The sequence below is a fragment of the Mesorhizobium sp. M0136 genome, from assembly GCF_040322515.1.
Classification (GTDB): domain Bacteria; phylum Pseudomonadota; class Alphaproteobacteria; order Rhizobiales; family Rhizobiaceae; genus Mesorhizobium.
The window spans coordinates 37,855-50,959 of the sequence record NZ_JAMYTP010000022.1 but is presented as its reverse complement, the minus strand read 5'-3'; the positions used below and the strand labels follow the sequence as shown (position 1 = coordinate 50,959).

Annotated in this window: 9 protein-coding genes and 1 pseudogene; 9 read left to right on the top strand and 1 reads right to left on the bottom strand. The window is 62.4% G+C overall.

The features are described 5' to 3' along the window. Positions 1-13: 13 nt before the first annotated feature. The 3 genes from NKJ35_RS23890 (at position 14) to NKJ35_RS23880 (ending at position 3,909) form a co-directional block, all read left to right on the top strand. Positions 14-1,093 (top strand): glycosyltransferase, encoded by a 1,080-nt coding sequence (locus NKJ35_RS23890; RefSeq protein WP_352649787.1) that lies wholly within the window; start codon positions 14-16, stop codon positions 1,091-1,093. A 186-nt stretch (positions 1,094-1,279) separates the two neighbouring features. Continuing rightward, entirely contained in the window at positions 1,280-2,449 is a 1,170-nt protein-coding gene (locus NKJ35_RS23885) for a glycosyltransferase (RefSeq protein WP_352649786.1), read from the top strand. Beyond that, entirely contained in the window at positions 2,446-3,909 is a 1,464-nt protein-coding gene (locus tag NKJ35_RS23880; RefSeq protein WP_352649785.1) for a lipopolysaccharide biosynthesis protein, read from the top strand. The genes NKJ35_RS23885 and NKJ35_RS23880 overlap by 4 nt, the downstream gene beginning before the upstream one ends. 222 nt (positions 3,910-4,131) lie before the next feature. On the opposite strand, the pseudogene NKJ35_RS23875 reads toward NKJ35_RS23880, so the two are convergent. Beyond that, positions 4,132-5,184 (bottom strand): annotated as a pseudogene (locus NKJ35_RS23875) (polysaccharide pyruvyl transferase family protein); the annotation flags it as partial. A 302-nt stretch (positions 5,185-5,486) separates the two neighbouring features. On the opposite strand from NKJ35_RS23875, the gene NKJ35_RS23870 reads away from it, so the two are divergent. The 6 genes from NKJ35_RS23870 (at position 5,487) to NKJ35_RS23845 (ending at position 13,091) form a co-directional block, all read left to right on the top strand. After that, positions 5,487-6,659, top strand: coding sequence for a glycosyltransferase family protein (locus NKJ35_RS23870; protein ID WP_352479833.1), 1,173 nt, complete (start codon positions 5,487-5,489; stop codon positions 6,657-6,659). Positions 6,660-6,670: 11 nt separating this feature from the next. Next, entirely contained in the window at positions 6,671-7,663 is a 993-nt protein-coding gene (locus NKJ35_RS23865) for a glycosyltransferase family 2 protein (protein WP_352649784.1), read from the top strand. Continuing rightward, positions 7,663-8,613, top strand: coding sequence for a glycosyltransferase family 2 protein (locus NKJ35_RS23860; protein WP_352649815.1), 951 nt, complete (start codon positions 7,663-7,665; stop codon positions 8,611-8,613). The genes NKJ35_RS23865 and NKJ35_RS23860 overlap by 1 nt, the downstream gene beginning before the upstream one ends. Further along, entirely contained in the window at positions 8,603-9,553 is a 951-nt protein-coding gene (locus NKJ35_RS23855) for a glycosyltransferase family 2 protein (protein WP_352649783.1), read from the top strand. The genes NKJ35_RS23860 and NKJ35_RS23855 overlap by 11 nt, the downstream gene beginning before the upstream one ends. Before the next feature lie 70 nt (positions 9,554-9,623). Continuing rightward, on the top strand, positions 9,624-10,520 hold the full coding sequence (locus tag NKJ35_RS23850; RefSeq protein ID WP_352649782.1) for a UTP--glucose-1-phosphate uridylyltransferase: 897 nt from the start codon (positions 9,624-9,626) through the stop codon (positions 10,518-10,520). 150 nt (positions 10,521-10,670) lie between these two features. After that, on the top strand, positions 10,671-13,091 hold the full coding sequence (locus tag NKJ35_RS23845; RefSeq protein ID WP_352649780.1) for a polysaccharide biosynthesis tyrosine autokinase: 2,421 nt from the start codon (positions 10,671-10,673) through the stop codon (positions 13,089-13,091). The last annotated feature ends 14 nt before the right edge of the window (positions 13,092-13,105 follow it).

The following is a 13,105-nucleotide window of genomic DNA, read 5'->3' as shown; positions in this document are numbered from 1 at the left end:
AGGAGCCAGGTCCATGAAAGTTCTGTTTGCAGGCGGCAACGGCTACACACCGCAGTTCAGCGGTGGCGTTCAGTCGAGCACGCACCATCTGGTCGAGCAGCTGCGCGAGCACGGTCATGACGCCTCGGTGCTGGCGGCGCTATTCGGTGACGGCATGTTCGGTTTCAAGGCGCGCGCCAAGATGAAGCTCCTTCGCCAGCGCGCAGTCATCGACAGCTATCCCGGCTATCCTGTCGTGCGGGCGTGGTTTCCCTGGGAGGCGGCCCGCTTCGCCGTCGAACGGCTCGATCCCGATGTCGCAGTCGTGCAGTGCCACAAATCGGTGCCGATCGGAAAGGCGCTGCAGGCGCTCGGCGTGCCGCTCGTGGTCTATCTGCGGAACGTCGAATTCCACGAATTGGCCGGCGACCTGCGCGAATTGCATTCGGCGCTTTATATCGCCAACTCCGAATTCACCGCGCGCACCTATAAGGAAAAGTTCGGCATCGACTCGACCGTAATCCCGCCGACCATCAATCCCGGGCTCTACAGCACGCCGACCACCGGTGAATTCGTCACGCTGATCAATCCTTACAATGAAAAAGGGTTCGAACTCGCCGTGCGCATCGCCAGCCAATGCCCCGAAATCCCGTTCCTGTTCGTCGAAAGCTGGAAGCTCGACGACGACCACCGGGCGCAGATCGAACGGATCATCGCGCCGCTACGCAACGTCAGGCTGGAAAGCCGCACCAGCGACATGAAGACCGTCTATGGCCGCACCAAGATCCTGCTGGCGCCCAGCAAATGGGAAGAAGCTTGGGGGCGGGTGGCATCCGAGGCCCATTGCAGCGGCATTCCAGTCGTCGGATCCCGCCGCGGCGGCCTGCCGGAAGCGATTGGCGCCGGCGGCGTTGTGCTTGACTATGACGCACCGCTCGACGACTGGGTTGCCGCGGTCAGGCGACTATGGAGCGACAAGGCCGAGTACGATCGGCTGTCGGCGGCGGCGCAGCTGTTTTCGGAGCGGCCGCAAATGAACCCCGACAGTCAGTTCACGACCTTCCTCGGCGTTCTCGACAACGCCAGGCAAGGCGCGCTGGAGCGTGCCGCCTGATGCATTTCGTCCAAAATCGTTTATGTCGCCCAACAGCCCGCTTTTGCGCCTGACCGGGGTGTGAGCGGCTTTGGGACACAACATGCACAACACCAGACGCTTGAAGCGCCTCGCACGGCGGCGACGGGCGTCAGCCCTCATCCGTGCGAGCAGATCGCCGACCGGCCTCGAAAGATCGTCCATTCGATGAAGATTTGCTTCGTAGTTGATAAGTTCCCCTCTTTGTCGGAGACCTTCGTCCTTGACCAGATAGAAGGGTGCCTCGAGCGCGGCATGCAAGTCGGCGTCGTCTGCAACGAGACGTCCTTCGGCAAGGACAGCAACACCGACGATCGCCGCTGGCAGGCTCTCCCTGGCAAGGTCGTCTGCTGGTGGGGCGGGCTGGGGCGCTTTCGCCCGACGCTCAGGAAATGGTCGGGCAGGTTCTGGGATAAGCTCTCGACCGCTGTCGACATCGCTTTTGCGCGCAAATTGCAGAACGCCGATGTGATCGTCGCGCATTTCGGCAATAACGGCATGCGCGTCGCCCGCGCCATGAAACGAGGCCGGATTTCCGCTCCTTTGGTGACCATATTCCACGGCCGCGATGTGGGGGAACCGCTGCATGACAACACGCTCACGCGCTATAAGGTTGTCTTCGACAAGGGCGTTCTCCAGCTCCCGGTGAACGCGTTTTTCCGCGATGCCCTGATCGGCGTCGGAGCACCCCCGGCGCAAGTCATGGTTCACCATATGGGCGTGCGGCCCGGTGAGATCGGCTACCATTGGCGTTCCTGGGAACGGGACACACTGTCCTTCATCTCGGTCTGCCGGCTGACCGAAAAGAAGGGCATCGAATTCGCCCTTCGGGCGCTCGCCAGCCTGCCGCGGCGCGACTGGGTCTATTCGGTGATTGGCGGCGGCGAATTGCTGGAAGAGTTGAAGAAGCTCGCCGCAAATCTCGGCATTGCCGACCGGGTGACTTTCCTCGGGCCGCGTCCGCACGCCGAGGTCAAGCAGCGCCTGCGCGACGCCCACGTATTCCTGTTGCCGAGCGTTGCCGCGCGAGACGGCGATCTCGAGGGTATTCCGGTGGCGTTGATGGAGGCTATGGCCGCCGGGCTGATCGTCGTCAGTACCTATCACTCGGGCATTCCCGAACTGATCGAAGATCAGGAGACAGGCTTCCTCGCGCCGGAGCGAGACGTTACGGCGTTGGCCCGCAAGCTTGTCTGGGTGGCCGAGAACCCGGACAAATGCGAGCGCATCGCACGTGCGGCGCGCCGTAAGATCGAGCAGGATTTCAACGCGGACGTGCTCAACGAACGTTTTGCGCAGATCGTTGTCCAGCTGGCCGAAGCCAGGCGCCCGGCATGAACGCCAACCCGCCCCCCCAGTTCGGTCGTGTCGCCCTGCGCGGCGGCGTGGTGACGATCGGCGCGCAAGGCTTCAAGATGGCGATCCAGTTTCTCTCCGTCATCGTGCTTGCGCGTCTGCTCGTGCCCGAGGATTTCGGCCTGGTGGCTTCCGTCGGTCCGATCGTGGCCTTTGTGGGGCTGCTTCAAAACCTTGGCCTGCAGCAGGCTGTGGTCCAGCGCAAGGATATCAGCACGGAGCAGCTCAACCAGGTATTCTGGATCAGTGCGTTGGTTGGGCTGGGCAGTGCCGCGATGGTGGCATGCCTGGCGCCCGCCATCGCCGCCTTCTACGGCGATCAACGCATGGTCGGGATCACCATCGGCTCTGCCTTGCCGCTGCTGCTTGGCAGCCTCGCCGCGGTGCCGCTGGCGCTGATGAACCGTCACTTGCGCTTTGGCCAGCTCGCGCTGAACGACGTGATTACCGCCGCTGCCGGACTTGCGACTACCGCAATCGCCGCCTATGCGGGACTGGGCTATTGGTCGCTGGTCATCGGCCCGGCGGTATCGGCTGTTGTCGCGCTGGCCGCGGCATGGCAGGTGGCGCGCTGGACGCCGTCTCGGCCGGACCTGAAGGTCGATACCGACATATTGTCCTTCGGCGCCAATCTGACCGGCTTCAATCTGGCCAACTTCTTCTCGCGCAATCTCGACAACATCCTGATCGGAAAATATTCGGGCGCGATCGAGCTCGGCTATTATGACCGCGCCTACAAGCTCCTGCTGTTTCCGCTGCAGAACATCAACCAGCCGCTGACACGCGTGATGGTGCCGCTGCTGAGCCGCATCCATGAGGACAAGGCGCGGTTTCGCGACATCTATGTGCGAACCAACTGGATGCTGGCGGCCGTCACCATGCCCGGCATCGCGGCGCTGACGCTGACGTCGGACCAGGTGGTGGGGCTTCTCTTCGGCGAGCGCTGGGCGGCGGTGGCGCCGATTTTCGCCTGGCTGGGCATCGCCAGCCTGATCCAGTCCGTCTCGAGCACCACGGGATGGATCTTCATCTGCCAGGGCAAGACCAAGACCATGTTCCACTGGGGCATCTACTCGTCGCTGACGACGGTCGCCGCCTTCATCATCGGATTGCACTGGGGGGCCGTCGGTGTCGCGGCGGCCTATGCAATCAGCGGCTATGTGCTGCGCGTCCCGGTGCTCGCCGTCCTGGTCCACCGGGTCGGCCCGGTGACCGCAGCCGACTTCCTGATCATGCAGGGGCTTTTCATCGCATCGTCGCTGCTTGCCTGGTCCGTGTACCGCGAGTTGCCGGCATCGCTGACCGGTCAGTCAGACCTGCTCGCGGTGGTCCTGGCGGTTGCCCTCAACTATTCGATCGGCCTGGTCCTTATGCTTGCCCTTCGCCAGTCGCGCGGCGCCCTGTTCACCACGCTTTCCAGCGCCATGCGTAACGCCCGCTAGGCGAGCGATCACCGGCCTCAAAAGCTCACCTGCCGACATCGCCGACGCATGCTCCTCAAGCACTGCCTGAAGGCTCGTCCTGCGATAGAGGTCGAGATTGGCGGTAAGTCTGCCGAGCTTCTCGCTCGCTTCCTCGGGCGTCACCGTATCGATGTCGAGCAGCAGGTCGGCGACGCCGATCCGCTTGGCAAGCTCCTTGGTCTTGAATTCATAGGCGATCGGCAGCACCGGCGTGCCGACGCAGAGCGACATGATCATCATATGCATGCGTGTTGCGACGACAAAGTCGAAGCCTTTCACCAGGGCCATCAATTGCTCCGGCGTGTGGAACGAAGCGTCCACGCTGACATGCTTGGCGATCTCCGGATCGAGTTCGGCAACGATCGCCCTCGCCGTCTTGGAATCGTCATGGGCGTATTCCGGCACGCCCTGGCAGGTGGAGACGAAGGTGACCTCCTTGGCGTGGTCCCTGACCAGGATAGTCGCGATCTCGCGGATCGAGTCGATGTAGCGGCGCATGCCGCCCTCGCCGTCGCTGACATAGTTCCAGTGACGGACGGAAATGGCGACGCGGCCGGTGACGGTCGCCGACTGGCCGGAGGCCAGAATTGTTCCGATCCTGTCAGTATCGGCCAGGGCAAAGACGGCGTCGGCCACGACGTGGCATTTGCCGGGGTCTTTCACCATGTCCACAATGTGGCCCCGCGAACGTTCGTCGCGCAGCAGGATGAGCGGGCTCCGGTCGAAGATCGGGCTCAACTCCTGGCGATTGTAACTTTTGTTGAACGGGCCGAGCGATTGTGTGAAGAAGACCGGGTCCTTGCCCAGAATCGCGTCGATCCTGAATTGATTGAGGCGCCGCTCCAGATTGTAGGTCTCGACGAGATAGGTTCCGCCTGTCGTGACCACGAGGTCGGCGCCTTTGTAGATCTCGAGACCACGGCGATTGCTTGAGCTGAACAAACGCCCGACAACGCCGCGGATGCCGAACCGCCGCAGGGCATTGAGGACGAGCCGATTGTAGATCGGCTTGAACAGGTTCTTCAGCCCGCTGCCGTATTTGTAGCGGAACAGCGATTCCGACAGCAGCTTGTGGAATTCGAGGTCCGGATAGTCCTTCTTCGTGTAGAGCCTCGCCGCCACCTCCGGCTGGCTGTCGAAGACGTAGAACTGGATGTCGTCCTGCACGATCGTCTTGAAAACATGGCGAATCGCCAGGAGAATCGCTGCATCCCCGGTATTCAGGCAGACGGTGTTTTCAACCGCGATCTTCATGGAATGACCTCATTTCGTGAGTAGTCCCGTGCTTCCATCGACGGGCGCGAAGGGGCGAATTGCAGGCGGGTTGGCCGAAAATGCTGCACGCCAAGGATGGTCCTCGCGTCGTGATTATTGGCGCGCAGTCCGATGGCAGGCCAGCGCGCGGTCTATGCGGCCCAAGCAGAGCGAGATTAACCCATCGATTTTGCAGTGCAACAAAAAACGTGGATCTTTGCTACGCTGCAACCAAAAATGTTGCGATGCAGCAAGAGGTGTACTAGCATCGTCGCGGGCGGGCCAACAGCGGTCGAGTTTTCATGCTGCATGTCTTGTACTTGGTACACGACGTCTCCGACCCGGCAGTGCGCCGGCGGATCATAATGCTCAAGGCAGGCGGCGCCCAGGTTACGCTGGCGGGCTTTCGTCGTACGGCAAGCGCAGTTGCTGATGTCGAGGGCTTGCAGCCGGTCGATCTCGGCCCGACTCGTGATGGCCGATTCGCCCAACGTCTGGCCGCGATCATGAAGGCGGTGGTCTCGACCGGCTCGAAGCTGGGCTCAATGCCACGGCCCGACCTCATTATCGCGCGCAATCTGGAAATGCTGGCGCTTGCCCGCCGCGCCAGGTCGGCTTTCCAGGCAACAGTGCCGATCGTCTACGAGTGCCTGGACATCCATCGCCTGCTGCTTCGCGACGATCCGCTGGGCTGGGCGATGCGCGGTGCGGAACGCTTCCTGGCCAGGGATGTTAAGCTTCTGGTGACCAGCTCTCCGGCCTTCATCGCCAACTATTTCAAGCCGTTCGGACAGGTTGCCGCCCCGGTCGAACTGCTCGAAAACAAGCATTTCGAGCCGGCCGCAGCTTCGCTGGACGACCGCATTACGGCGGAGAATCCCGTTGCGCCGCCGTGGCGGATCGGCTGGTTCGGTGCGCTCCGCTGCCGTCGCTCCCTGGAGCTTCTGGCCGAATTTTCGCGCCGCCTCGACGGCCGCTTTGAAATCGTCCTCAGAGGCCGGCCGGCGCTGTCCGAATTTCCCGATTTCCATGGTTTTGTTCAATCGGAACCCTGGCTGTCGTTTGGCGGGCCCTACCGCAATCCCGAGGATATGGCGGCGATCTACCACGAGGTTCACTTTTCCTGGGCCATAGACTTTTTTGAGCAGGGCCTGAACTCCGAATGGCTGCTGCCGAACCGGCTCTATGAAGGCTGCCGCTTCGGAGCTGTGCCGATTTCGATGGGAACCACCGAAACCGGCCGGTTCCTCGACCGGCAAGGCATCGGGGTTCTATTGTCAGAAGCCACGCCCGAGGCGCTCGAAGCCGCCGTCGGCACGATGGAGCAGCATCGATTCGAGACATTGAGGGCGCGTGTTCTTGCCCGCAATCCGCGCACCTGGAGCCACGACCGCGCCGATTGCCGGGCGTTTGTCGAAAAGCTCCGCGGGCTGACTGCGGCTCCCGGTCCATATGCTGCCGAAGCATTGGCATAGAAGGACTGCCGATGACGCAAACCGACATTCCATCCTGCATGATCGTGGTTCCGTGCCTGAACGAAGCGGCCCATATCGGCGCATTGCTTCGAGAGCTTCGCCCTGCGGCCGAGAGGCTGGGCGCCGTGATCATCGTTGCCGATGGCGGCAGTACGGACGGCACCAGGACGATCGTCGCGGATATCGCCGCAAAAGATCAGCGGGTTACCCTGCTGCACAATGAAAAGCGCTTGCAGAGCGCGGCGATCAATCTCGCCGTCGCCAGATTCGGGGAAGGCGTCGACTATCTCATTCGCATCGATGCGCACGGCGGCTATCCCGCGGATTATTGCGACCGGCTGATCGAAGAAGCGCAGGCCACCGGCGCGGATTCGGTGGTCGTCTCGATGCTGACCAGTGGCAGCGGCATGGTTCAGAAAGCAGCGGCAGCGGCGCAGAATTCCAGGCTCGGCACCGGCGGCTCCAAGCACCGGCACCTTTCGGCGGGGGAATGGGTCGATCATGGCCACCATGCGCTGATGCGGATATCGGCCTTCACCGCGGTCGGCGGCTATGACGAGACGTTCAGCCACAATGAGGATGCCGAACTCGACTATCGGCTCCGCCAGGCCGGCTACCGCATCTGGATGACCGGCAAGACGCAGATGGTCTACTATCCGCGCTCCTCGCTGAAGGGCCTCTATTTTCAGTATCTCGGCTATGGCCGTGGTCGGGCGAAGAACGTTCTCAAGCACCGCATGATCCCGAAGATCCGGCAAATGGTGCCGCTTCTGGTGTTCCCCGTGGTTCTTCTCGCCGCCTTTTCCTTCGTCCACTGGCTGGCGGCCGTGCCGCTTTTGCTATGGGCGTCGATCTGCCTCGGCTACGGCTTTTGGACCGCCGTCAGCCAGCGCAAACCCGACATTGCGCTTGCCGGGGTCTCGGCAATGGTTATGCATTTCGGCTGGTCGGTCGGTTTCTGGCTGCAACTGCTCGCACCGCGACCGCAGCGCGAGGTAGCGTGATGGAGCCGGTCAGGAAAAATCGAAGCATCGATATCTGCATCTGCACATTTCGCCGGCCGGAGCTTGCCGACACGCTTCGCTCCATAGCGGCCATGGATATGCCCGTGGGATTCGACGTCGGTGTCATCATTGCGGACAACGACGATACGCCGACGGCCGAAACGCTGGTCGCCAGGCTGGCGGGGGAGTTGAAGCTGCCGGTAACCTACCGGCACGCCCCGGCCCGCAACATTTCGATCGCGCGGAACGCTTGCCTCGATGCCAGTGCGAAGGATTTCGTCGCCTTTATCGACGACGACGAGACGGCCACCGCCGGCTGGCTTGCCGAACTGGTGGCGACGGCGGAAGCAACTGGTGCTGCGGCCGTTCTCGGGCCGGTGCAAGCCCGTTACCGGGCGGATGCGCCCGCCTGGATGCGCAAGGGTGATTTCCACTCGACCCTACCGGTCTGGGTCCGCGGCGAGATCCGCACCGGCTATACCTGCAACGTCCTGCTCAGGATTGGGGCTGAGAGCCTGCGCGGCCGGCGCTTCAGCCTGGCACGTGGCCAGACCGGTGGCGAAGATACGGAATTCTTCGACCAGATGGTCAAGGCCGGCGGCCGCATCGCCTTTTCGCCGGACGCTTGGGTCGACGAAGCGGTGCCACCTGCCAGGGCGGCATTCGACTGGCTCGGCCGCCGCCGGTTCCGCGTCGGGCAGACGCACGGTCATCTTCTGGGGCGCAATGTACACGGCCTTGCCCGGCTCAAGCAGGTCGGCATTGCCGCGGCAAAGGCCGCCTACAGTTTCCTGTCGGCAATTCCGGTCGCCATCGACCCCGTGCGCCGGAACCGCAGCCTGCTTCGCGGCATTATGCATGTCGGCGTCGTCAGCGGCCTCGTCGGGGTTCGTGAAATCCGCCAATACGGCCTGTCTTCGCCGCAGCAAGGGGGCAAGCGTGCAGCCTGACGTGAGCTTCGTGATTGCCGCCTACAATGCCGAGGCGACCATCGATCGGGCGATCGCCAGCGCCATTGCCCAGCGCAATGTCAGCGTCGAGGTTATCGTCGTCGACGACAGGTCGGCCGACCGGACGCTCGATTTGGCGAGATCCTACCCCGAAGGCATCGTACGCGTGGTCGCGCTTGAGCAAAACCGTGGCCCCGGCGGCGCCAGGAACGCCGGCCTTGAACTTGCCCGCGGCAGGTGGGTCGCGGTGCTTGATTCGGACGACGCGGTCTATCCCGGGCGAATTTGCACCATGATCGAACGCGCGGAGAAGGCGGGCGCCGAGATCGCGGTCGATAATCTGCAGGTCGTTCGCGAGGATGGCGTTGCCGAAGAGACGATGTTCCCGGCCGACTATCTGGAAGGGCTCGGTGAAATCTCGCTGGCGGATTACATCGCCGGCAATGTGGTCTTCGAATCGAGATTCAATCTCGGCTATCTCAAGCCGATCTTCCAGCGCCGGTTTCTGAACGAAAACGGGCTGCGCTACGATGAAAGCTTGATCATCGGCGAGGACTATATCCTCCTGGCCAATGCTCTGGCCAAAGGCGGCAAATGCGTGGTCGAACCGACGACGGGCTATATCTACCACATCCGCACCGGCTCCATTTCCCGGGTGCTAGAGCTTCATCACGTCGAGGCGATGCGCAGGGCCGATGCCATCTTCGCCGGAACCCATTCCATGGATGCTGCGGCCGCGGCGGCGTTTGCCAGGCGCGCCCGCAGCCTGCGGCGGGCGGCATCATTCCTGTCGCTGGTTCAGCACATCAAGGCGCGGTCCCCGCTCAAGGCGATATGGACGGCGCTCAGCGATCCGGCAGCGGTTCGGCATATGGGCATGCCGATCGCCGTCCGGCTGCGAAGGGTGGCGGCACAGTTTGCCGTAGTGGCGGGGAGGTGAAGGGCTGCGGGCGAATGAAGACAGTTTTCGCCGCCTGCGACGGGTTGAAATCGATCAGAAGGAATATGCAATGAAAAAAGTCAGGAAGGCAGTCATACCGGTGGCAGGGCTTGGAACGCGGTTCCTGCCGGCGACCAAATCCATGCCGAAGGAAATGCTGCCGGTGGTCGACAGGCCTGTCGTGCAATATGCGGTGGATGAGGCGTTCGAGGCAGGCATCGAGCACATCGTCTTCGTTACCGGCCGCAACAAGGCGGTGATCGAGGACTATTTCGACCTGCATCCTGAACTCATCGGAACCCTGGAGCAGAGCGGCAAGAAGGCGCAGCTTGAAGCGCTCGAAAGCCTGCTTCCCGTCGCCGGCGCGACGAGTTTCATCCGCCAGCAGTCGCCGCAGGGCCTCGGCCATGCCGTGTGGTGCGCGCGCGAAGTCATCGGCGACGAGCCCTTTGCATTGCTTTTGCCGGACATGGTGTCCTTTGGCGGGCGCGGCTGTCTCGCCGAAGTCGCCGATCTTTATGCACAGACCGGCGCAAACGTCATTGCCGTCGAGCGTTGCGACCCGACCGAGACCAGCAAATACGGCATTGTCGGCCGCGGCGCGGATGTCGGCACCGGCTTCGAAGTGACGGCCATGGTCGAAAAGCCGGCTCCGGCCAACGCCCCGTCGAACTTCTACATCAACGGCCGCTACATCCTGCAGCCCGAGATATTCTCGCTGCTGGGCAGCCAGCAACGCGGCGCCGGCAACGAGATCCAGCTGACCGACGCAATGGTGCGCCTCGCACAGACGCAAGCCTTCTTCGCCCAGCCTTTCGACGGCCGCATGTTCGACTGCGGTTCGAAGGAGGGCTTTATCCAGGCCAATATCGCTTTCGCGCTGGCGCGGGAGGACATGAAGGGCCAGATCTTCGATATGCTGCAGGAATTCGTCCGGTCGCATCAGCGTCGGGAAGAAGCCGCATAATGTCCATTTTTTCGAGGCATTGTGGGTGCGGCTGATGACGCAGGACAGGCCCGTTGCGCCGCGCGTAACGCGCACTGTCCGGCGCAAGGTTTGCACCCTATGTCCCGACCTTCGAGGCGGTAGCGCCTGCAAACTAGAATTGGACCGAAGATGAACTATGCCAATTTTCCTGTCGAGAAGAGGACGCCATTGCCGGCTTCGAGTGCGGCAAACGCCGAAGACTTCATCGACATCGAGCGCCTGCTTGGCATGGCCGCGCGGCAGGCGAAAGTGGTTGCCGCCTGTGCCGTCATCGGTCTCTTTCTCGGCGTCCTCTATTTGCAGACGACGCCTCCTACCTATGTGGCGACGAGCAGCGTGCTGATCGACGAAGGATTGAACAAGGTCGTCGACGACATTTCGGCGGCGTCGGTCAGCATGCAGACCGACTCCGCCGTTCTGAGCCAGATCGAAATTCTGCAGTCGGCCAGGCTGGCGGGGGTGGTCGTCGACAAGCTGAAGCTCGATCAGAACGACGCTTTCATGAACCCTCCGACGTCGGCCCTGTCGAAGGTCGCAGGCTTTGTACGCGGTATCATCCAGTCTGTCCGCCCCAAGCGCGCCGCTAGCACGACCGACGTCACTCAGCTTGATGCTGCGACGCGTGACGCGATCACCGCATCGTCGTCGCCCCGTGACTACGCAATCTTCAAACTGCAGAACCAACTCGACGCCGAGCGGATCGGCCGAAGCTTTGTCATCAGCATCTCCTTCCAGGCGACGGATCCGGCGCTTGCGACCGCCATCACCAAGGCCTATGCCGACGCCTATCTCGCCGATCAGCTCGATGCCAGCTTCGACGCGACCGAGCGGGCGGCGGTCTGGCTGCAAGGCCGGCTGACCGAGCTTCGTGAGAGCTCCCAGGCGGCCGCACTGGCGGTCGAAAAGTTCAGGGCCGAACATGGATTGGCCGTCAATGACGGCCAGCTGATCAGCGACAAGCAACTGTCCGATCTCAACACCCAGCTGATCGTCGCCCAGGCCGATACCGCACGTGCCGGCGCCCGCTATCAGCAATACAAGTCGATCGTCGAAAGCGGCTCGGACAATGCGTTCAAGGACGCTGCGATATCGAACGACCAGCCGAGCAGCTCGGTCATCACGACGCTCAAGAACCGCTATCTCACCGTCGCCAAGCGGCAGCAGGATGTCGAAGCCAATTTCGGCCCGCAACATCCGCAGGCCGTCGCGCTCGCCAAGGAGAAGGCCGACATATCGGCGCAGATTTTCGGCGAGCTGAAGCAGCTCACCGAAAGCTACCGCAACGAATACGAGGTCGCTCTGGCGCGCGAGACCGCGCTCCGCGCAAATGTCGCCTTGGCGGCAGGCAAGAGCTCCATCGACAACCAGTCGCAGGTCAAGCTGCGTGAACTGGACCAGAAGGCGACGGCGCTCTCGACGCTCTATCAGACATTCCTGAACCGCTATGAGGAGGCTGCACAGCAGCAATCCTTCCCGGTCGGCAAGATCCGGGTCATCTCCGATGCGACGATGCCGCAGTCGGCCGCAACCCCGCGGACGGCCATCGTGCTGGGGCTTTCGCTGGCGCTTGGCATAATGATGGGGGCCGGGGTTGGCGGCCTGAATGAATTCAGGGAACGGTTCTTCAGGACCGGCGAGGATGTGCGCGACCGCGTCGGCCTCAAATTCCTCGGCTATCTGCCGGTCATCGGCAAGGCTGGGAAGGACGACCAGCGCGACGACGGTCAGCCCGACGTCAAGGCCGCCGAAACCAGGACTGCCAAGTCCTCCAAATCCCAGTCCTCCAAAACATTGTCGGCAGCCGAAAAACGTGCGCGCATGCGGGTAACCGTCGATGCACCGGCGTCAATGTTCTCCGAGACGCTGCGCAACGCCAAGATCGCCTTCGATGTCGTGATGGAAGGCCAGGGCAGCCGGGTCATTGGTGTGATCTCGGTGCTGCCCGGCGAAGGCAAGTCGACGGTTGCCGCCAATCTTGCCGGGCTGCTTGCGGCCAACGGATCGAAAACGCTGCTGATCGACGGTGACCTGCGCAACCCCGGCCTCAGCCGCAGCCTTGGCATGGAGGCCGAGCAAGGCCTGATGGAAGCGGTGGTGAGCGGGCGGACCTGGCAGTCGGTCGGCAAGATCGACCGGCAGACCAAGCTGGCGATCATCCCGGCCGTCCTGCGTGGCCATTTTTCGCACACCAGCGAGCTTCTGTCTTCGGCCGGCATGCGGCGCTTCATTGACAATGCCAAGGAAACTTTCGAATACATCATCGTCGATCTGCCGCCGCTCGGGCCAGTCGTCGACGCCAAGGCCTTCGCCCCGCTTGTCGACGGTTTCGTGCTGGTCGCGGAGTGGGGACGCACGCCGCGGGCAATGGTGCAGTCCGTGCTGAGCTCAGAACCCTATATCGCCAAGAAGATCGTCGGCGCGGTTCTGAACAAGGTCGAATTGAAGAAACTGGCCAAGTATGGCTCGATCGGCGGCTCCGAAAGATTCTTCGACAAATATTCGAGCTATTATCTGGAAAAATCGGAAGCGCGCACAAAGGCGGCCGCCTGAGCGACGGATATCGC

What these genes read in the sequence shown, in the direction of transcription:
- NKJ35_RS23865 (WP_352649784.1), top strand. Translation starts at nt 6,671, where the DNA reads ATGACGCAAACCGACATTCCATCCTGCATGATCGTGGTTCCGTGCCTG.
- NKJ35_RS23845 (WP_352649780.1), top strand. Translation starts at nt 10,671, where the DNA reads ATGAACTATGCCAATTTTCCTGTCGAGAAGAGGACGCCATTGCCGGCT.
- NKJ35_RS23885 (WP_352649786.1), top strand. Translation starts at nt 1,280, where the DNA reads ATGAAGATTTGCTTCGTAGTTGATAAGTTCCCCTCTTTGTCGGAGACC.
- NKJ35_RS23850 (WP_352649782.1), top strand. Translation starts at nt 9,624, where the DNA reads ATGAAAAAAGTCAGGAAGGCAGTCATACCGGTGGCAGGGCTTGGAACG.
- NKJ35_RS23880 (WP_352649785.1), top strand. Translation starts at nt 2,446, where the DNA reads ATGAACGCCAACCCGCCCCCCCAGTTCGGTCGTGTCGCCCTGCGCGGC.
- NKJ35_RS23860 (WP_352649815.1), top strand. Translation starts at nt 7,663, where the DNA reads ATGGAGCCGGTCAGGAAAAATCGAAGCATCGATATCTGCATCTGCACA.
- NKJ35_RS23870 (WP_352479833.1), top strand. Translation starts at nt 5,487, where the DNA reads ATGCTGCATGTCTTGTACTTGGTACACGACGTCTCCGACCCGGCAGTG.
- NKJ35_RS23890 (WP_352649787.1), top strand. Translation starts at nt 14, where the DNA reads ATGAAAGTTCTGTTTGCAGGCGGCAACGGCTACACACCGCAGTTCAGC.